This window comes from Eubacterium sp. AF36-5BH (genome assembly GCF_003460505.1).
In the GTDB taxonomy this organism is placed as follows: Bacteria; Bacillota; Clostridia; order Lachnospirales; family Lachnospiraceae; genus Eubacterium_G.
The window spans coordinates 163,181-183,940 of the sequence record NZ_QTVG01000002.1; the positions used below are offsets into that span (position 1 = coordinate 163,181).

Annotated in this window: 16 protein-coding genes; 13 read left to right on the top strand and 3 right to left on the bottom strand. The window is 32.0% G+C overall.

The window, feature by feature from the left end; all coding sequences use genetic code 11:
- Positions 1 to 16: 16 nt before the first annotated feature.
- The gene (locus DW006_RS02215) at positions 17 to 802 is read left to right on the top strand and encodes an HAD-IIB family hydrolase (protein ID WP_117998856.1); all 786 of its coding nucleotides are present in this window, start codon (positions 17 to 19) and stop codon (positions 800 to 802) included.
- A 34-nt stretch (positions 803 to 836) separates the two neighbouring features.
- A complete protein-coding gene (locus DW006_RS02220; protein WP_117998857.1) occupies positions 837 to 1,865 on the top strand; it encodes a peptidylprolyl isomerase in 1,029 nt (342 codons plus the stop codon).
- Between the two features lie 299 nt (positions 1,866 to 2,164).
- Here the strand turns inward: DW006_RS02220 and DW006_RS02225 are convergent, their stop codons facing one another.
- Both DW006_RS02225 and DW006_RS02230 read right to left on the bottom strand, forming a co-directional pair.
- Positions 2,165 to 4,891: a YfhO family protein gene (locus DW006_RS02225; protein ID WP_158561041.1), complete on the bottom strand. Its 2,727-nt coding sequence runs from the start codon at positions 4,889 to 4,891 to the stop codon at positions 2,165 to 2,167.
- Positions 4,869 to 5,369, bottom strand: coding sequence for a GtrA family protein (locus DW006_RS02230; RefSeq protein ID WP_022164792.1), 501 nt, complete (start codon positions 5,367 to 5,369; stop codon positions 4,869 to 4,871). Before DW006_RS02230 ends, DW006_RS02225 begins: the two co-directional genes overlap by 23 nt.
- Before the next feature lie 299 nt (positions 5,370 to 5,668).
- On the opposite strand from DW006_RS02230, the gene DW006_RS02235 reads away from it, so the two are divergent.
- The 4 genes from DW006_RS02235 (at position 5,669) to DW006_RS02250 (ending at position 10,194) form a co-directional block, all read left to right on the top strand.
- Positions 5,669 to 7,333 carry an alpha-glucosidase gene (locus tag DW006_RS02235; protein WP_117998859.1) on the top strand — a complete coding sequence of 555 codons (1,665 nt, stop codon included), beginning with the start codon at positions 5,669 to 5,671 and terminating at the stop codon, positions 7,331 to 7,333.
- A gap of 422 nt (positions 7,334 to 7,755) precedes the next feature.
- Complete coding sequence (locus DW006_RS02240; RefSeq protein ID WP_117998860.1) at positions 7,756 to 9,036, top strand: hypothetical protein; 1,281 nt, start codon at positions 7,756 to 7,758, stop codon at positions 9,034 to 9,036.
- Between the two features lie 10 nt (positions 9,037 to 9,046).
- Positions 9,047 to 9,241, top strand: coding sequence for a hypothetical protein (locus DW006_RS02245; RefSeq protein WP_117998861.1), 195 nt, complete (start codon positions 9,047 to 9,049; stop codon positions 9,239 to 9,241).
- 359 nt (positions 9,242 to 9,600) lie between these two features.
- The gene (locus tag DW006_RS02250; protein ID WP_117998862.1) at positions 9,601 to 10,194 is read left to right on the top strand and encodes a hypothetical protein; all 594 of its coding nucleotides are present in this window, start codon (positions 9,601 to 9,603) and stop codon (positions 10,192 to 10,194) included.
- A gap of 77 nt (positions 10,195 to 10,271) precedes the next feature.
- Here the strand turns inward: DW006_RS02250 and DW006_RS02255 are convergent, their stop codons facing one another.
- Complete coding sequence (locus DW006_RS02255; protein ID WP_022164794.1) at positions 10,272 to 11,495, bottom strand: argininosuccinate synthase; 1,224 nt, start codon at positions 11,493 to 11,495, stop codon at positions 10,272 to 10,274.
- A gap of 360 nt (positions 11,496 to 11,855) precedes the next feature.
- Here DW006_RS02255 and argC point away from each other — a divergent pair, with 360 nt between their 5' ends.
- From argC to DW006_RS02290, 7 genes are all read left to right on the top strand, one after another.
- Entirely contained in the window at positions 11,856 to 12,896 is a 1,041-nt protein-coding gene (gene argC / locus DW006_RS02260; protein WP_117998863.1) for an N-acetyl-gamma-glutamyl-phosphate reductase, read from the top strand.
- Between the two features lie 255 nt (positions 12,897 to 13,151).
- Positions 13,152 to 14,381 (top strand): bifunctional glutamate N-acetyltransferase/amino-acid acetyltransferase ArgJ, encoded by a 1,230-nt coding sequence (gene argJ, locus DW006_RS02265; RefSeq protein WP_117998864.1) that lies wholly within the window; start codon positions 13,152 to 13,154, stop codon positions 14,379 to 14,381.
- Between the two features lie 132 nt (positions 14,382 to 14,513).
- A complete protein-coding gene (gene argB, locus DW006_RS02270; RefSeq protein WP_117998865.1) occupies positions 14,514 to 15,428 on the top strand; it encodes an acetylglutamate kinase in 915 nt (304 codons plus the stop codon).
- Between the two features lie 32 nt (positions 15,429 to 15,460).
- Positions 15,461 to 16,642 (top strand): aspartate aminotransferase family protein, encoded by a 1,182-nt coding sequence (locus DW006_RS02275; protein ID WP_117998866.1) that lies wholly within the window; start codon positions 15,461 to 15,463, stop codon positions 16,640 to 16,642.
- Between the two features lie 248 nt (positions 16,643 to 16,890).
- Entirely contained in the window at positions 16,891 to 18,546 is a 1,656-nt protein-coding gene (locus DW006_RS02280; RefSeq protein ID WP_117998867.1) for a Na/Pi cotransporter family protein, read from the top strand.
- A 62-nt stretch (positions 18,547 to 18,608) separates the two neighbouring features.
- Positions 18,609 to 19,292, top strand: coding sequence for a response regulator transcription factor (locus DW006_RS02285; protein WP_117998868.1), 684 nt, complete (start codon positions 18,609 to 18,611; stop codon positions 19,290 to 19,292).
- 109 nt (positions 19,293 to 19,401) lie between these two features.
- On the top strand, positions 19,402 to 20,721 hold the full coding sequence (locus tag DW006_RS02290) for an ATP-binding protein (protein ID WP_243002558.1): 1,320 nt from the start codon (positions 19,402 to 19,404) through the stop codon (positions 20,719 to 20,721).
- Positions 20,722 to 20,760 lie beyond the last annotated feature (39 nt).

A 20,760-nucleotide genomic window follows, 5' to 3' on the forward strand; every position in this document is an offset into this window, starting at 1 on the left:
ATAACTAGGAGGCAAAATGATTAATTTTATTGTGTGTGGTTTAGAAGGCACATTAATAGATGAAAATAATAAAACAATTTCAGAAGAAACAATTGACTTAATCGCTACACTGTTAGAAAATGATTTTAAATTTGCTGTAGCAACAGGATTAAATTACAATCTTGTTAAACCATTATTTGGAAAAATACAGGATGATATTATTTACATTTGTAATGATGGTGGCGTGATTTTTCAGGGAGAAAAAGTAATAAGCAAGACAACAATTGACCGCCTTGTTTGTTTAGATGTACTTATTGAAATGGAAAAAGATGAATATAATAATGATATTCGTTTGGTTTTTTCAAATGAGAAAGATACAGCTATAAAAACTCATGATTACGAGTTTCTCAAATACTTAAATAATAAAGGAATTGAGCCTGAACATATTGATGACTTAAAAGAATTAAATGGGGATGTTACAAAGATTACATTATGTTCCAAAGATGGATTTGATGAGAAGAGCTTTGAGAAGATTTACAAAAGATGGTCTGCAAAAGCCAATGTATCAATTTCATCTCCTAATGAAATGTTTATAACAGGACAATATGTAACTAAAGGTATGGCAATAGCCTTAATTCAGCATTTTTATGAAATATCAGAAGAAGACACAGTTGTGTTTGGAACAGGTTTTACTGATATAGATATGTTTGAACATTGTTTTTACAGCTATGCAATGCAATGGGCAGATTCTCAGGTAAGACATGCGGCAAAACATATTACGGAAAGTGTTGATACTATTTTGGAAGATATTATGAGAATGTAAAACATAAATAGAGACTGGCAGGAAGGAAGAAAAAATGAATTTTTCAAAATTGAAAAGAATTGCAGCTACAGGAATTGCAGTTACATTAACCGCATCATTTTTAACAGGTTGCGGCATAAAAAGTGACACATTCATATTAGGAAAAATCTTTGGATTAAGCAGTGATGAAATTTTTAAAATAGATGACTTAACATGTTCTAAAAGTGAATACAAATTGATTTTTATGAACTATGTGAATAAATATAAAAAGGACTTTGGCGGAAAAGTTGACTGGAATGCAAAAGTGGACAAGGACACAACGTTAAAAGATTTCGTTATGGAAAAAGTTAAAGAAGACATGACTGTTAAGTATACAATTGCAGCCATGGCAGACACAGAGGGTATCAAAATAGATAAAGATGACATGCGTTCAATTAATGATGTGGCAGACAAGTTTTATAATTCATTAAGTCAAAGTGAACTGGAATACACAGACGCGGATTTGGATACAGCAACAGTATTGTACAGAAATTATTATTTGGCGGACAAGGTTTACAACAGAGTTACCGAGAAGGTAGATGAGACTGTAAGTGAAGAAGATGCAAGAGTAATAAAAATACAGTACATTCGTATGTCATCAGATAATACAGCCCCTGATACAATCCAAAAGAAGTTACGTTCCATTGCTAAAAAGGTAAAAAAAGGAACTACGAATTTCGAAAAGGAAGCAAAGCAGATAAGCGAAGATGACTCAGCTACAAAAGTTATAAAGAAAAATGAAGCTACAACAACATTGGAAAAAGAAGCCTTTAACGTTAATAAAAATCAGACCAGTGAAATTATTAATGACGGAAATGATTATTACCTGATTTACTGCGTTGATAATTATATGAAAGATGAGACAGCTAAGAACAAGGAAAATATCATCAAGAAGCAAAAAAAGGCACTATTCCAGAAAGAATATAACAGTTTCCTAAAGGACAGCAGTTATGATTTTAATACGTCAGAATGGGAAGATATTGTCCCTGAAGATATAAAAGATTTAAAATCATCAAACTTCTTTAGTTTGTATGGAGATATTTAGTCGTATAATATTAAGCTATAAAAGAACAAAATACAAGAAAGATTTGGTTTGCAGTATTTGTTAGCAATTGGTACCGTAGGTCTTATAATGATAAAAATAGCAAATAAAATGGAACCGTAAAATGAGGGCAGTTGATATACCATTGATTAATAAATTTAAGATGGAATTTATTGCAAGTTTGATTTATTAAAATTTATAAAAAAGAAGTTTTGTTTAACAATTAAATTTGTTAAGCAAAACTTCTTTTTGGTTTTCTATAGATATTATTGATAACGATAATTATTCATCATCACTTTCATCTATTTATTATCACTTTCATCGCTAATTTCAACAGGTTTAGCTACCTGAACTTTCTTTACAGTACCCTTTGAAAACTTAGCTAAAATCTTATCTTTGAAAGTTAAGCCAAGGAATACAAGAAGTGAAAGCATACTGATTAAAATACCACTTCCAAGACCCTGTGGTTTATACTTAAATGTTACCTCATGTGTACCTGAATCAACTAAAACACCGATTTGAGCACCATCACAAATAGGGGTAATGGCACTTTCAATGCCATCTACATATACGCTCCAACCTTTGTCGTAAGGAATAGAAGTATACATAATACCCTGTTCTTCTGAAGTTACTGTACCTGTAATTTTTGTATCACTGTATTCTGATACAGTGTATGGATTTGCATTTAATAATTGGTAATCATATGACCAGGCATCGTTATCAAATGCGTATGCATAACAACTACTAATTGCCTGATTATCGCTGGCTGTAATTGTGATTTTTGAGCCAGGTGTTACATTTCCTAAATGACAGATATAATTCTGGTTTGTAGAAGAAAATGTCTTTGTTGTAGTAGATGTCTGTGTACCGTTCTGGTTTTCCATAATGCTACCGTCTGTAACTGTAGCAGTTAATGTTTCTGATGAAGTTACACAGAAGAAGTAAACATCCATTGTTTTCTCGTCTATTGAAGGAGTAAATTTGTCGCCTTTTTCTAAACTGTATTCAGCACTAAATTTACCGACTTCAGATGATGTAAGCTGGTGGAAAATATTCTTACCATCATTTACAGCAGACTTAATGAAATTATTCTGTGTAGCAAATGGATTGCCTGTATTCTTTTTCCAACTAGCTTCTGTATTTAGATTCATCATAAATCCAAGTGGAAGAGTCTGATTATATTTGTATAATTTAAGTGAACTCTGTCCGTTAACAGTTTTATATGACTGCTGACTTAGTAAAGTCATATAATTTGGCAAAGTAGGATTTCCTGTTGTATATTCATATTTCACTGCAGATAAAGCAGCAGTAAGAGGAGTATGACCATAATATGAATATGCGTTAAATGATGTCTGTAATCCAATCTCATCATAATAATCCTGCATAGCTGCTGATGCTACAGAAGAGAATGTTGAAATACTGTTGTACCCAAATCTTGCACCATCATTTCTTGTTGCATGGTATTCGCCTTCTGTTCTAAAGAAGTTGTAATTATCTTTCTTTGCATCGCTTTTGGCTACTTCGTTAAGTTTATCATAAGCTTCTGTTGCTTCATAGTAGCCGCTTCTAGAAGAAGTACTTGGAATACTTGTAACAGTCATGTTAAGAGTCAATTCACAGAATACAAGTAGAATAAGTAAATATGTGAAAAACGCTTTCATGTCACGATATTTTCTGAAACAGAAGAAGATTACAAGGTATGCACCAATAAACAAAATGCTTAAGTAAGCAATTTGTGTCATGTTTGTACTAATATCTAAATCTGTAAATAATTCTGAACTTTTGAAAATTTCTTCAAAAAGTAAAATTAAACCAACAGATACTCCTGCCGAACCGATAATGTGTGCCGGCTTAAATTCCCTAATATGAGTAAATGCTTCATATCCCATAGTTACAATTAAGAAAATATATAAGAATGATTCTCTACAAGGTAAACTATTTGGAAAATGTAAACCATGCCAAATATAGTTTGGAATATTGAAACTAAAACTTAATAACATAATAACAGCAATAACTGTTTTTCCGATACGTTCTTTTTTACTAATTTTTTTGCATAACCAAAATAGTGGTATTAAAATAAACATTGCAACACCACAATAGATGTTAGGATCATGTGGGTATTTCAAATCAGCTATTGGAACACAAATAAGTGATCTAAATAGCATATACATCATTGAAAAATATTCTTCCAAAGCTTCAGGGAATGATGTGTCTGCTGACTTAGTAATAAGCATGTTAAAATACTCAGGAAGAATAATGCAAGCAGCAAGCCCACCACCTAAAACTGAATATATTGCAAAATCCTTAAAAGCTAAAAGTCTTGCTTTTAAAGCACCGATTTCACTGTCAAAATCAGATACACAAAGAAGATATACAAAATATATTACACTGTAAAGACAAAGCATAATACCAATGTAGTAGTTAGAAAAAATACCAAAGGCGAGAGCTAAACAGTACATCTTGTATCTTTTTTGTGTTACTAATCTTTCAAGACCTAATATAATAAATGGAAGAATCCACATACAGTCAAGCCACATAATATTCCAGCTAAATGCTGCAAAATATGCTGACAATGCGTAAAACATACCAAAGATTACAGTGTTAATGTTTTTTGACTTAAATCTTTTTGAAAGATAATAAGTTGTAGCAAAGCCTGCAAGTCCCATTTTCAAAATAATTGAAAAGTTTACAAAATCAGCCATGTTTGTAGGCCAGAGAATTGTAAGTAAGTTAAATGGGCTGGATAAATAGTAGGCTGCAATTGCCACAAAGTTCATACCGGCACCAATTTCCCATGTGTAGAATAGGCTGCCACCACTTTGAAGTTTCTTTTGAAGTATTTCCAAATAAGGTGTGTACTGATGATAGCAGTCGCTTCGTAAGTACATTTCATCACCAAATGGGAAAACTCCCTTCACTGCGTAAACGACAAGCATTGATACTACCGGAATAAGAAATGCCAGTAAGTATAATCGGTTGTTGTCAAACCATGTTTTTAATGAAAAATTATGCTGTTTTTTGGATTTCATTATGAGTCCCCTTTCTGTTGTTAAAAATAAATAATATACTAAACACATAATTTAATATTATCGTAATAATCATTGCGATTAGTTTTGCTAAATATTTGTTACCGTTAATTAGCTTTTCGTTAATCAGCAGAATAATTTCAGTCATAATTAAAGTAGCAAATCTAACATAAGCAAATCGCATAAATTCTGCAAATACTTCAGTAAATCCGTGAGTTTTACTTTTAAAAACCCAGAGTTTGTTAGTAGTATAAGCAAAAACAATGGCACAAATGGTAGAGATTATATTTGAAATCAGTGCAGTACATCCATAGGAAGTTATTAATGAAAAAATACCTATATCAATAATGAAAGTACCAGCACCAAAAAAAATATAGTATACCATTTCGTAGCTTAACAAGCCTATAATTAAAGACTGTAATTTTTTGTTACTAACATGTGCCAACAAAAATTCCCTTAACCTAATTATAGTTTCTTTCATTTGTCTGTTGTCCTTTTAAATTATAAATGGTTTTCAATAGTTTAATTTGTTTATATTTTTAGACTTTTATGGGCTAGGGTAAATTAGTCCATAATCCTATATATTTTACTATAAATTGCCATTAGTGTAAATAAAAACAAAGATAATAGACAAAAATGCAAAATGTATGGATATAAAAATAATATAATTGACCCAGTTTTAAAAATATTTTATAATATATAGTAATTATGGAAACGTTTCCAAGGAAGAAATAATATTACTATACAAATTAAAATTATAAATGTACGGAGGTTAATATAATGGAAAGAAAGTGGTGGCACAACAAAGTTGCATATCAGATTTATCCTAAGAGTTTTAATGACACAAATGGTGATGGAATTGGTGATATTAAAGGCATAATTGACAAGCTGGATTATTTAAAGGAATTAGGCATTGATATTATATGGATTTCTCCAATATATCAGTCTCCTTTTGTAGATCAGGGCTATGATATTTCGGATTATTACAGAATAGATGAAAAGTTTGGCACAATGGAAGATTTTGACACATTGCTTGAAGAAGCAAAAAGCAGGGATATGCACATTGTTATGGACTTGGTTATTAATCATTGTTCAGATAAACATGAATGGTTTAAGAAGGCATTAGAGAATCCAGCAGGAAAATATGGAGATTATTTTTATTTTAGAAAAGGAAAAGACGGTAATCCGCCAAGCAACTATCGCTCATACTTTGGTGGAAGTGCCTGGGAAAAGGTTGAAGGTACGGATTTATATTATTTACATATGTTTGCAAAAGAACAGCCGGACTTAAACTGGTACAACAAAGAAGTTTTAGATGAACTTTATAAAATGATAAACTGGTGGCTTGATAAGGGTGTTTCAGGCTTTAGAATTGATGCCATTATTAACATTGCAAAAGATTTGAATTTTGAAAATCTTGAGCCTGACGGTGAAGACGGACTGGTACATGCCGGCAAGGTGGCAGAGCACGCAACAGGCATTGGTAGCATGCTTGAAAATTTAAAGAAAAATACTTTTGAAAAACATGATGCGTTTACAGTAGGTGAAGTGTTTAACATGAAAAAAGATGAACTGGGAGAATTTATCGGAGAAAACGGTCACTTCTCATCTATGTTTGATTTTTCAGCTCAGTGTTTGTCTTTTGGTGAACATGGCTGGTATGATGCACCTGATTTTACATTTAAACAATATAGAAATGCTATTTTTAATGCTCAAAAAGAAAGTGAAAATGTTGGCTTTTTGTCAAACATAATTGAAAACCATGACGAGCCAAGAGGGGCAAGCAGATATCTTCCTGAACATGCAAGAAATGCCCAAGGCACCAAAATGCTTGGGACAATTATTGTTTTGTTACGTGGAATTCCTTTCATATATCAGGGACAGGAAATAGGCATGACTAATACAAGATTTGAAGACATATCTGAATATGATGATATTAACACAATAAATGAATATAATTTGGCAATTGAAGCAGGCAAAACAAAAGAAGAGGCAATGGATATTTGTTACAAACACAGTAGGGATAATGGAAGAACTCCTATGCAGTGGTCAGATGAAAAAAATGCAGGATTTACAACAGGTACACCATGGCTTAAAGTTAATCCGCTGTATAAACATTGCAATGTAGCTGCTCAGTTAGAAGATGAAAATTCTGTTCTGAGTTATTATAAAAAATTGATTGCTCTAAGAAAACATTCTGAATATTCAGATTTGTTTGTGTATGGTAAAACAGTACCTGTTTTTACAGACAAAGATTATGTGTTTGCCTACAAACGAATTCTTAAAGATAAGGTAATATTAGTAATTGCTAATTTTGGCAAAGAGGAAATAACACTAAATATGGAAAAGGAAAAATGGAAAGTATTACTTAATAATATGAAAGAATATGAGATACTAGGAAAACAGCTTGTAATAAAAAGCTGTCAGGCATTGGTGATGGAATAGAAATGTTTACAAAAAATATTGTGCTAAATGTTGTTTTGCTAAAATGGAACATTTATGAAATATAATAGTTATAGCTATATAGTATAAGGCTGTCAGAAAATGTTTTTGATAGAAATTTTTTTAGAAAAAATTAAAACATTATTTTGACAGCCTTATTTTGCATATAAAAAGAAGTTTCTGTATTTTATTACAAAAATGTATGTGATATAATTTTAATTTGTTGAGACATATTCATAGAATAATTAAAAAGTTGAAAAGCTAATTATAGTCTATATTTGTTCCAACTCATAAAAGAAATACTTATAAAATATTACTTTTGTTTGACAACAGTAAAACAATAAAAGACATGTGTTGTTTACAAACAAAGGTTTTAAATAAATAAACTAACTAATTTTTATTAAAAGAAAGAGAGGAAAAATATTATGAAGAGAATTTTAAGTTTTGTATTGGCAATGATAATTGCTATTTGTGGTATTAGTTTTGGTGACTATAAAGAAGTAAAAGCAACAGAGTTAAAAAATATTTATGAAATAGGGACTTATGATAATAGTAACATTTATCTAGGTGGAAATCTAGAAGTTAAAATGATATTTTTAGATGAAAATATGGAATTAATCAAAAATCCTGATTTATCTAATTATACAATATTATGGGAAAAATATAATAAAAATAAAAAAAGTTGGGAATATTATTCAAATAATAAAAATTTAATAATTAAAAATGCTAAAAAAGATGATTTTACAAATTATAAAATAACATTAACAAATAAAAATACAGATGGATATAGTCCTTCATTAACATTAGAAATAAAAGAAATATCAAAAAATCAGTATGAAAAAGAAAATCCAACTGAAGAACCAACTACAGAACACAAATCAGAATTAAAAGATTTTAATTATAATTGTAGAATTTCTGGATTAAAAAATAACTATAATTATATAGGAAAAGAAATTAAGCCTTCAATACAGGTTTATTCAGAAAATTTAAATGGAACAAAAGCAGAAACTAAACTTGATCCTAAATATTATACAGTAACTTATAAAAATAACATTAAACCTGGTAAAGCAAGTATAACAATTAAAGGAAAAACTCCATATTATGGATCAAAAACTATTACATTTAAAATTAAGGCTATAAGTCCTAAATTATCAAAAGTTAAAGTTAAAAATAAGAAAATTAAAGTTACTTGCAAAAAAGTTAAATGTGATGGATATGAATTTAGATACAAAAAATCAACTCTTAAATGGGGTAAATCAGCATCTAAAAAAGGATGGAAAACAAAAACTCAAAAAAGTAATAAATTTACATCAAAGAAACTTAAAAGTGGTAATTATTTTGTTCAAGTAAGAAGTTATGTAAAGAATGGTAATAGTAAAAAATATTCTTCTTGGACATCAAGAGATCAGATGACAGTTGTTGGTAAATCAACAAAAATTGAAAAAGGCAGATTTAAAGAAAAATTTGAATGGGATGGTCAGAAATGTAAATTTTATGCTCCAAAATATGTATCAAAACGTTGGGGAAAATCAAGAGATTGGAGTTGCACTTGGGGTGATAGATCATTATATGGAGTTAAAGAATATAATTATGTTCCTGTAGTAAAATGGATTATATCATATAAAAGAAATACTGGATACATTTGTATGGCTGACAAAAATGGGGTTATAGTTGAAGAAGGTCGTATTGAAAAGATTTATAAATAAGGAGAACTATATGAAATTTTATACTGATGGATCAAGGATCAATGGTAAAGAAGATTTCATTATAGGATGGAGTGCTGTTTGTGAATTAGGAGTTCTTGCTTCTAGTTCACAAATTGGTGGTTCCAATATTAATGCTGAAATTTTTGCCATTAGAGATCTATTAAAATATTTAACAAATAAAAGAGTTAAAATATTTAACAAATAAAAGAGTTAAAATTTTAGATAACGAAATAGAAGTTGAAATAGTAACTGATAGTTTAACATCTATTCAGATTATTAATGGTTATTTAAAAGATCCTCTAAGTTTTAATCTATCTGAAAGTATCAATTATGTAACAGCTGATAAAATTTCTGATTATATAAAAGAATTAAATGAAAGAAATATAGAAGTTAAATTTAAACATGTTAGAGGTCATGGAAAAGATAGTTCTATGGAAAAAGAAGATGTTTGGGGAAATTTATTCGCTGATTATGTAGCTACTTATGAATCTCAGAAATTAAGAGATTCTTTATCTTAAATTTTGTTTAATATTATGGATATAATATTAATAAGGAGGAGTGCAAATGAACACTAAAGAAAACAGTTATATGGAGGTATTAGATAAGCAAATAGATTTATTAAACGAAGCCCGAAAAAAAATAGTTGATAAACTAAAAGGTTACAATTCAAGGTACATGAGTGTAGAAAAGAAAGGGGGGAGAGGATGTGGCTTGAACTCAAGGAGCGATAATGACAGAAGAATGTATATGTGGATACAGACCAATTACAATGGAAAAGAGTACATAATTAATTTGTTCAAGAGTGAAATTGATTATAAAAGTGGTAATTGTCATTCACAAATTGGAAGAATATCGTTTACAAAAGGATATGTTACAAATAATAGCAAAACAACATCTCCAAATGTTATACTTAAAGATATTAAGGGAAGATGTCAAACAAATGCTGATAGAACTGCGTTGATTTTTAATTCACGTAATTGGTTTGATCCTATTGAGTATTTTGAAAATAAAGATAAAAATAAAATTAAAGAACAATTGGCAAATAAGCATTGGATATCAATAGATGATATTTTAAATAATGAAGAAATATCAGAAAAATTAGTAGTGGCTTTCGAGAAATTTATAAAGGAAGATCAAACTGCTGAAGAAAATGAATAAATATAATAAATGGTCTCTTATGAAATTTCATAGGAGACCATTTATTATGTTAAATATTTTAATCAAATAAAATTCAATTATTTCTGAAGTCCGTTTTCTTTCTTCATCATAGCTCTAACCTTTAGTGGTAAGCCAAATAATGTGATGAATCCTTCAGCATCATGGTGGTCATATAAATCACCTGTTGTAAATGATGCAAGGCTTTCACTGTATAATGAATATGGAGAAGTAGTTCCGGCTTTGATGATGTTTCCTTTGTAAAGTTTGAATTTAACTTCACCTGTAACGTATTCCTGTGTTGATTCAACAAATGCCTGTATAGCTTCACGAAGTGGTGTAAACCATTTACCCTCGTAAACAATCTGAGCTAATTTGTTGCCCATATCTTTCTTTGTTTCCATTGTGGCACGATCAAGAACTAATTCTTCAAGCTGTCTGTGAGCTTCCATAAGAATTGTTCCACCTGGAGTTTCATAAACACCACGAGACTTCATACCAACAACACGGTTTTCAACAATATCAATAATACCAATACCATGTTTTCCACCAAGTCTGTTTAATTCACGAACAATGTCAGATACTTTCATTTTTTTACCATTAACAGATGTTGGAACACCCTTTTCAAATGTCATTGTTACATATTCACCTTCGTCAGGAGCCTTTTCTGGAGAAACACCTAACATTAAAAGATGTTCATAGTTTGGTTCGTTTGCAGGATTTTCTAATTCTAATCCTTCATGACTAATGTGCCATAAGTTTCTGTCACGGCTGTAGCTCTGGTCTGTACCAAATGGAAGATCAATTCCATGAGCCTTACAATATTCAATTTCAGCTTCTCTTGAATCCATGTTCCATTTGTCATCTCTCCAAGGAGCGATAATCTTAATGTCAGGAGCAAGAGCCTTAATTCCAAGTTCGAAACGAATCTGGTCATTACCTTTTCCTGTAGCACCATGACAAATTGCAACAGCATCTTCTTTTCTTGCAATTTCAACTAATTTCTTAGCAATACCAGGTCTAGCCATAGCAGTACCAAGTAAATATTTATTTTCATAAACTGCATCTGCCTGTACACAAGGTACAATGTAGTCATCACAAAACTCATCTGTAATGTCTTCAATGTATAATTTTGCAGCACCTGAATATTTAGCTCTTTCTTCAAGACCATCTAATTCTTCGCCCTGTCCACAGTTGATGCAACAGCAAACAACATCATAATTATAATTTTCTTTTAGCCAAGGGATGATAGCAGTTGTATCAAGACCACCTGAATAAGCTAAAATAACTTTTTCCTTTGCCATAATATTAATCCTCCATATAATATATATTCTTTCCACGAGTTACTATACATCAATAATGCATAAAATGCAAGAAAAAATATAAATTTATGTATAATTATGCATAAAACTTAAAGAAAACTTGCATATTATACATAATAGGTGTATAATTTCTACATTGCAGTAAAATCCCTTGTATTTTATGTAATATGATTATAAAATTAAACAGGTCCATAAATACCATATTTTATGGCTGAAAAACACTATTAACACATAATGAAATGAAGAGCTTCATTATTATAAAATGAATAGGTTCAATATTATATTTCATTATTATAATAGGTTAGATTAATAGATTTGACTGCTTATATATAGGAGGAAATTATGATCAAGGTTGGAATTATTGGCGCTACAGGATATGCAGGAGTAGAAATTGTAAGATTAATTATGCAGCATAAAGAAGCTGAAGTTGTATGGTTTGGCTCAAGAAGTTATGTTGATCAGGATTACGCATCAGTATTTAGAAATATGTTTCAGATTGTTGATGCAAAATGTTTAGAAGATAATATGGAAGAATTAGCAGAAGCTGTAGATGTTATTTTTACAGCAACACCACAGGGCTTATGTGGTTCATTAGTTAATGAAGAAATATTAAATAAGGTAAAAATTATAGATTTAAGTGCAGACTTTAGAATTAAAGATGTTGCAACTTACGAAAAATGGTATGGCATCAAACACCAAAGCCCACAGTTTATAGAAGAAGCTGTATATGGACTTTGCGAAATTAATAGAGACAAAGTAAAAGGTGCAAGAATTATTGCAAATCCGGGTTGCTATACAACATGCAGTATCCTTTCAATTTACCCAATGGTAAAAGAAGGCTTAATTGATCCTAAGTCAATTATTGTTGATGCAAAGTCAGGAACTTCAGGAGCAGGCCGTGGAGCAAAAGTTCCAAACTTATTCTGCGAAGTAAATGAAAACATCAAAGCATACGGTGTAACAACACACAGACACACACCTGAAATTGAAGAACAGTTAAGCTATGCAGCAGGTGAGGAAGTAATGATTAACTTTACTCCACATTTAGTACCAATGCAAAGAGGAATATTAGTAACTGCATATGCTAATTTAAAGAAGCCTGTTTCTTATGAAGAAGTAAAGGCAGCCTACGACAAATACTACGGAGACGAATTCTTCATCAGAGTATTAAATAAAGACGAAACACCTGAAACACGTTGGGTTGAAGGCAGTAACTTCGTTGATGTAGGCTTCAAGATTGATGAAAGAACAAACAGAATTGTAATGATGGGAGCTCTTGATAACTTAATCAAAGGAGCAGCCGGTCAGGCAGTTCAAAACATGAACATACTATTTGGATTACCGGAAAGCGAAGGCTTACAACAAGTACCAATGTTCCCATAGAACATAATTCTACCAGGCATAAGAAAAAAGGTGTTGCAAGCTCGCTTGCAAACAACTGAAAGGAAACTTAATAACATTAAAAAGAAAGCGCTGGTAGCCCGTCGGTTCATCAAGGCAGCAAAGTCGGCTTGATAGAACCGCTACGAGGCGGACGCAGCGGGAGCGGGCTTTCGATAATGTTATTAAGTTCCCTTTCAGATGGATAACATCTTGTTGTAGAAGGAATTGAAGTTGAAAATTTTTAGGAGGAAAACAATGAAAGTAATAGATGGCGGCGTTACAGCTGCAAAAGGCTTTAGTGCATATGGTCTTAGAGTCGGCATTAAAGAAGGTAATACAGAAAAGAAAGACATGGCTATGATTTATAGTAAAGAACCATGCGTTGCAGCAGGTACTTTTACAACAAATCAGGTTAAAGCTGCCCCTGTAAAATGGGACAATAATATAGTAGAAAACAGTGATTTTGTACATGCCGTAGTTTGCAACAGCGGAGTGGCAAATGCATGCACAGGGGCTGAGGGAATGAAATATTGCGAAGACATGGCAGAAGCTACAGCTACAGCTTTAAATGTAGGTAAAGATGAAGTATTAGTTGCGTCAACAGGTGTAATTGGTGCCCAGCTTCCTATGGAGAAAATCACAAAAGGCATTGAAATGCTTGTGCCTGAATTAAATGACACAGTTGACGGAGGTCATAATGCAGCATTAGCCATTATGACAACAGATACAGTTCCAAAGGAAATTGCCTACGAAGTAGAAATCGGTGGTAAGAAATGTACTATTGGTGGCATGTGCAAAGGTTCAGGAATGATTCATCCTAATATGTGTACAATGTTAGGTTTTATTACTACAGATATTAATATTTCAAAGGAACTTTTAACAGAGGCTTTGAAAGAAGACATTAAGGATACATTTAACATGATTTCTGTTGATGGAGATACTTCAACAAACGACACTGTTTTATTGTTAGCAAACGGTTTATCAGGTAATGACAAAATTACAGAAAAAAATGACGATTACTATAAATTTGTAGAAGCATTACATAATGTTAATGTATTTTTGTCAAAGAAAATTGCTGGTGATGGCGAAGGGGCAACAGCTTTATTTGAAGTGAAAATCGTTAACGGAAGTTCTAAAGAACAGGCAGTTACACTTGCAAAATCAGTTATTACATCAAGTTTAACAAAGGCTGCTATTTACGGACATGATGCTAACTGGGGAAGAATTTTATGTGCTCTTGGTTATTCAAGTGCAAAAATTAATCCTGACACAGTAGATATTTATTTTGAAAGTAAAGCAGGTAAGTTAAAGATAGTTGAAAATGGAATGGCAACAGATTACAGCGAAGAAAAAGCTACAGAAATTTTGTCAGAAAACTATGTTACAGCTATATGTGACATGAAAATGGGAGAGGCAGAAGCTACAGCCTGGGGCTGTGATTTAACACATGAATATGTAAGCATTAACGCTGACTACAGAAGTTAAAAATAATAAATATAATTATAGTGTCAAAATGTTTTATCAACTTGTGCTTATACAATATTGAAAAAAGACATTGAGCCACAACAGGACTGATAATAAATATGCAGATTAGGTAAAGAAAAGGAGAGAGAAGCTATGATAATGAAGGGACAGCAGCAACTTGATATGGATAAATGGATTGAAAAAGGAGATGTTCTTATTGAAGCATTACCTTATATTCAAAGATTTAACAGAAAAATTATTGTTGTAAAATATGGCGGTAGTGCAATGTTTGATGAAAACTTTATGAAGAGTGTTATTCAGGATATTACACTTCTTAAATTAGTAGGTTTTAAACCTATTATTGTTCATGGAGGCGGTAAGGCAATCAGCCGTCATATTGACAGACTTGGAATGGACACTAAGTTTATTAACGGACTTAGAGTAACAGATGAGGACACATTAGAAGCTGCTGAAATGGTTCTTAACAGTGTAAATAAGAAATTAGTTCAGATAGTAGAACAGTTAGGCGTTCGTGCCATTGGTATTAGTGGTAAAGACGGTAGACTTCTCACTGTAAAGAAAAAATTATCAGAGGGCGAAGATATTGGATATGTAGGTGAAGTTACACACGTTAATGAAGATATACTTCTTGAATTACTTGAAGATGATTTCTTACCAATTGTATGTCCTATTGGTTTAGATGAAGATTTCCATGGCTATAACATTAACGCTGATGATGCTGCAAGTGCTATTGCAGAGGCAGTAAAGGCTGAAAAACTTGCGTTTTTAACAGACACTGAAGGTGTTTATATGGATAAAGATGACAGCAGTACGGTAATTTCTGAAATGACAGTTTCAGAAGCAGAAAAGTTAATTGAAGACGGTATAATCGTAGGTGGTATGTTACCAAAGATTAGAAACTGTATGGATGCAATAAAAAATGGTGTCTCAAGAGTTCATATCCTTGACGGAAGAATCCCTCATAGTATTCTTTTGGAAATCTTTACAAACAAGGGTGTTGGAACAGCAATTTTAGGCGATGAACAGACAAAATTCTTTAATAAATAATTTAGATTAAAAGAAAGGTTTTGGGTGAAAATATGAAAGATACAGAGTATATGGACAAGGCAGAACAATATTTTGTACATACTTATAATAGATTTAAAGTAGTTATTGATAAAGCAGAAGGGGCTTATATTTATAATGTAAATGGAAAGAAATATTTAGATTTTGCATCAGGAATTGGCGTATGTAGTTTAGGCTATGGCAATGAAGTTTACAAAGAAGCCTTAAAGAATCAGATTGACAAAATAACTCATACATCTAATTTATTTTACAATATACCATCTATAGAAGCTGCTGAAAAAATTGTTAAGGCAGCAGGGCTTGAAAAAGTGTTCTTTACAAACAGTGGTGCAGAAGCTATTGAAGGTGCTTTAAAAATGGCAAAACGATATGCTTATGACAGAGACGGTCATGCAAATCATGAAGTGATTGCAATGAATCATTCTTTCCATGGTAGAACAATGGGTTCATTGGCACTTACAGGAAATGAACATTATCAGAAACCTTTTGGGCCTATGATTGGTGGCATTAAATTTGCAGAATATAATAATTTAGACAGTGTAAAAGAATTAGTAAATGATAAAACCTGTGCAATTATTTTGGAACCACTACAGGGTGAAGGTGGAATTTATCCTGCAACAAAAGAATTTATTGAAGGCATAAGAGAGTTATGTACAGAAAAAGACATAATTATGATTTGTGACGAAGTGCAGTGTGGTATGGGTAGAACCGGAAAAATGTTTGCTTTCCAAAATTATGATGTAGTACCGGATATTATTGCTTCAGCAAAAGGACTTGGCTGTGGTGTACCTGTAGGTGCATTTATTGCCGGCAAGAAATGCTGTAACTCTTTAGTTCCGGGCGACCATGGAACAACGTATGGTGGCAATCCATTAGCAACACAGGCTGTATCAACAGTCCTTGATATTTATGAAAAAGAAAATGTTTTAGATAACGTAAAAGTTGTTGGTGCATATTTAGAAGAGCAGTTAGACAAAATTGTAGAAGATTTCGACAACGTAAAAGGAAGACGTGGAAAAGGCATGATGCAGGGACTTGTTCTTGAGACACCTGTAGGCGATACAATTGCAAAAGCAATTGAAAACGGACTTTTTGTTATATCAGCAGGGGGAAATGTTCTTAGAATGTTGCCACCGCTTATTATAACAAAAGAGCAGGTTGACGAAATGATTACTATTTTACGTAAATGTTTATAAAATTATAATTTGACTGATTTAGCAATTTGGTGGCAGGTTTGTGTCATCGGATTGCTTTTTCTTTGTTAAATTGAATTGTTTTTACAAAAATTGCAATATTGTAAAAAAAGTTTTGTTTTTTGTAAAAACTGTGATAAAATTTTACATAGACTTTACATTAGATTGTTAAGGTGGTTTACGGAAAACTTATAAATTTATATGATTAAAATGAACTATGTTCAGATAATAAAATTTATGGGAGAAAGAAAATGTATGTATTAATTACACAATTGCTTAGTGGATTGGCACTATTCCTTTTTGGAATGAAGTATATGAGCGACAGCTTACAGCAGGCGGCAGGTGGTAGGTTAAGAACCATTTTGGACCGTTGTACAAGAAATAAATATATAGCTGTTGTATGTGGTGCTTTATTCACAGCGTTTATCCAGTCATCCGGTGCAACAACCGTTATGGAAGTTGGTTTTGTTAATGCCGGTATCATGACTTTGGAACAATCTGTAGGAATTACATTTGGTGCGAATATTGGTACAACAATTACATCACAGCTTGTTTCATTGAAACTTACAGCAGTGGCACCATTTATTATTTTCATTGGTGCGGCAATATTATCATTTTGTAAGAAACCAATGTTAAAGAAAATCGCAGCCGTTATTTTTGGTTTCGGTTCATTATTTTTAGGAATTAATTTTATGACAGAAGCACTTCATGGAATTAAGGAAATACCTGAATTAATGAATGTGTTTGGATATTTAACTAACCCAATAATATCAGTGCTTGTAGGATTGATTTTTACATCAATTCTTCAGAGTTCATCAGTAACAGTCAGTGTGCTTGTATTGTTGGCAGGTTCAAATATTATTATTGATCCGGTAACAGGTGGAACAGATTATCTTGCATGTTTATATTTTATTTTAGGTGCAAATATTGGTTCATGTATGCCAGCGGTTATGGCAGCAATGAATGCAAACCGAAAAGCAAAAAGAACAGCTTTTATCCATGTAATGTTTAATGTTGTAGGATTAGTTGTAATTGGTGCTATTTTAATCTTTGCTTCAGAACCAATTGTTAATTTGATTAATTCAATTAGTGGAACAGATAAGCGTTTTGTAGCAAATGCAGATACAATATTTAAGGTATTCCAGTGTATTATTTTATTACCATGTTCTAACTTACTTGTTAAGTTATCCAAGAAGGTTATTCATTCTAGATCTGGTGAAGAGCAGGATGAAGACGAGATGGTATTAAAGTATATTGGAAAATCAGGTCTTACAAACCCAACTACTGTTGTGGTTGAAGTTGTTCAGGAAATTCAGCGTATGGCTGACATGGTTAAGATTAACTTAGAAGAATCATCAAAAGCCTTAATTGACAAGGAATTTTCAACATATAAGGAAGTATATGCCAGAGAAAAATATATAGACTTTTTAAGTCATGGTATTACTGAATACATGGTTGATGCTAACAGATACGGTTTACCACTTAAGGATAAAGAAAGATTAGGTGGACTTTTCCATGTAGTAATTGACGTTGAAAGAATCGGCGACCATGCAGTTAATATTATGGATGATGCCTTGAAAGAGAAGAATCAGAAAATCGAGTTCTCTAAAGAAGGCAGAGACGAAATGCTTACTATGTATGAGAAAGTTATGGAAATATACGAGAAGGCAGTTGAAATCTTTGTAAATGAAGATAAATCAAAATTTGATGAAGTTGACCGTTTAGAAGATGTTATAGATCAGATGAAAATTGATTGTCAGGAAGGTCATGTTAAGAGAATGGCAGGCGGAAAATGCTCAATTGAATCAGGACTTGTGTTTACTGATTTAGTAATTGGTTACGAAAGAATTGCAGATCATGCTGTAAATATTGCATTTTCTATTTTATCTGAAAAGAAAATAAACTAGAAAAGATACTAACGAAAATGGGCATGGAAACGTGCCCATTTTTTTCGATAAGGAGAAAATACATGCAGAAAATATATATAGTTGAAGATGACAAGAATATAGCTGAAATCGAAGAGTTTGCATTGAAAAATTCAGGCTTTGAAGTTTATACATTTTCAAATGCCAAGGATTTCGATAAAAAAATGGAAAATAAATATCCGGATTTAATTATTATGGATATTATGCTTCCTGACAGAGATGGCTTATCCCTTGTAAAAGATTTAAGGGAACATCCTGAAACAGCTTCCATACCGGTTATTATGGTTACTGCCAAATCATCTGAAATGGACAAAGTAAAAGGTCTTGACCAGGGAGCGGATGACTACATGACAAAGCCTTTTGGTGTAATGGAGCTTATTTCAAGAGTAAAGGCAATGCTTAGAAGAGCTAATCTTTCTGTTGAAACATCACTGGAATTTGAGGGGATTGTTCTTAATGATGCAAAACATAAGGTAACTGTAGATGGTAAGCAGTGTGATTTAACATATAAGGAGTTTGAATTATTAAAATACCTTATGCAAAATTGGGGTATTGTCCTTCAAAGAGGCAGAATCCTTGACAGAGTATGGGGAATTGATTACGAAGGAGAATCAAGAACTTTAGACATGCACATTAAGACTTTAAGAAAGAAATTAGGTGACAAGGGTGCATTAGTTCAAACTGTTAGAAATGTTGGTTACACTTTAAATTATAAAAAGGAAAAGTAGATATACCTGTAATAATTAAAGTGGTAGAATGTGAACAGGTGAAAAATTAGTTCTATCCGGAATCATAAACAATATTTAATTACAACAGTGTATAGAAAAAGAGGATAAGATGAAAAGAAAAATCTATATTAGAATGACGTTAGTATCAGTAATAATGATGCTTTTTACAATGAGTGTTACAGTGTTTACCTTTTATAATTTGTTTAGTGAACAGGTTATGGAAGATTTGAAAACACACGTCCATATTCTTAATACAACAGAAGCTGTTTTGCAGTATGTTGAAAAAGATTTTGATCCCAGGATTGATAATTTAAGAATAACGGTTATTGATACAAAGGGCGACGTTTTATACGACAGTAATGCAGATATTGGAACTATGGATAACCATGTAAACCGACCTGAAATTAAAGAGGCATTAGAGCATGGACATGGTGAGGCAACAAGAAAGTCTGATACCTTAGACAAGACAACCTACTACTATGCCGAGAAGCTGGAGAATGGTCAGATTCTTCGTGTGGCAAAAGAAGTAGTAAGTGTCTGGCAGTTTATTTTTAAGATTTTACCAATATTAATAATGGAACTTTTATTGGTAGCAATAATCTGTTTTATCGTATCAAAGCTTCTTGCAAAGAGATTGGTAGAACCCATAGAACAGCTTGCTCAAAATATGGATGAGGAAGAAGTAACAGAAACTTACGAGGAAATTAAGCCGTTTTTAAATAAGATACACAGTCAGCATAAAGCCTTGAAAAAGAGTGCTAATATGAGACAGGATTTTACGGCAAACGTTTCTCATGAATTAAAAACACCTTTGGCATCAATTTCGGGCTACGCAGAGTTGATTGAAACAGGTATGGCAAAGGAAGAGGATATATGTAGATTTGCCGGTGAAATTCATAAGAGCTCATTAAGACTGTTGTCTTTGATTAATGATATTATTGAACTTTCAGAACTTGATGTTATGAATGGTCAAATGTCAAAAACTAAAGTAAGTCTTACAGATGAAGTGGTTAATTGTGTGGAAATACTTCAAATGAATGCAGAAAAGCATAATGTTAATATTTCATTGGATAAGTGTGAAGATGGCTGTGTAATTGATGCAAATCAGGATATGATACAGGAAATTATTTATAATCTTTGTGATAATGCTATTAGATACAACAAGCCGGAAGGAAATGTTTGGGTATCAGTATTTAGAGAGAAAGACAACATTATTCTTCAGGTTAGGGATAACGGTATTGGTATACCTGAAAAAGAGCAACAGCACATATTTGAAAGATTTTATCGTGTTGACAAGGCAAGGTCAAAGAAAACAGGTGGTACAGGTCTTGGACTTGCAATAGTAAAACATATAGCAGAACAACACAACGCAGAAATAAAAATAGAAAGTTATATAAATGAAGGAACTACAATTTCTGTGATTTTTTAACTGAAAAGAAAAAGTGATGTCGCCCCATTCCTGCATTGC

Coding starts and splice junctions, on each gene's coding strand:
- DW006_RS02280 (WP_117998867.1), top strand. CDS start 16,891: ATGTATGTATTAATTACACAATTGCTTAGTGGATTGGCACTATTCCTT.
- DW006_RS02275 (WP_117998866.1), top strand. CDS start 15,461: ATGAAAGATACAGAGTATATGGACAAGGCAGAACAATATTTTGTACAT.
- DW006_RS02225 (WP_158561041.1), bottom strand. CDS start 4,891: ATGAAATCCAAAAAACAGCATAATTTTTCATTAAAAACATGGTTTGAC.
- DW006_RS02255 (WP_022164794.1), bottom strand. CDS start 11,495: ATGGCAAAGGAAAAAGTTATTTTAGCTTATTCAGGTGGTCTTGATACA.
- DW006_RS02235 (WP_117998859.1), top strand. CDS start 5,669: ATGGAAAGAAAGTGGTGGCACAACAAAGTTGCATATCAGATTTATCCT.
- argB (WP_117998865.1), top strand. CDS start 14,514: ATGATAATGAAGGGACAGCAGCAACTTGATATGGATAAATGGATTGAA.
- DW006_RS02215 (WP_117998856.1), top strand. CDS start 17: ATGATTAATTTTATTGTGTGTGGTTTAGAAGGCACATTAATAGATGAA.
- DW006_RS02220 (WP_117998857.1), top strand. CDS start 837: ATGAATTTTTCAAAATTGAAAAGAATTGCAGCTACAGGAATTGCAGTT.
- DW006_RS02290 (WP_243002558.1), top strand. CDS start 19,402: ATGAAAAGAAAAATCTATATTAGAATGACGTTAGTATCAGTAATAATG.
- DW006_RS02240 (WP_117998860.1), top strand. CDS start 7,756: ATGAAGAGAATTTTAAGTTTTGTATTGGCAATGATAATTGCTATTTGT.
- argJ (WP_117998864.1), top strand. CDS start 13,152: ATGAAAGTAATAGATGGCGGCGTTACAGCTGCAAAAGGCTTTAGTGCA.
- DW006_RS02285 (WP_117998868.1), top strand. CDS start 18,609: ATGCAGAAAATATATATAGTTGAAGATGACAAGAATATAGCTGAAATC.
- argC (WP_117998863.1), top strand. CDS start 11,856: ATGATCAAGGTTGGAATTATTGGCGCTACAGGATATGCAGGAGTAGAA.
- DW006_RS02250 (WP_117998862.1), top strand. CDS start 9,601: ATGAACACTAAAGAAAACAGTTATATGGAGGTATTAGATAAGCAAATA.
- DW006_RS02230 (WP_022164792.1), bottom strand. CDS start 5,369: ATGAAAGAAACTATAATTAGGTTAAGGGAATTTTTGTTGGCACATGTT.
- DW006_RS02245 (WP_117998861.1), top strand. CDS start 9,047: ATGAAATTTTATACTGATGGATCAAGGATCAATGGTAAAGAAGATTTC.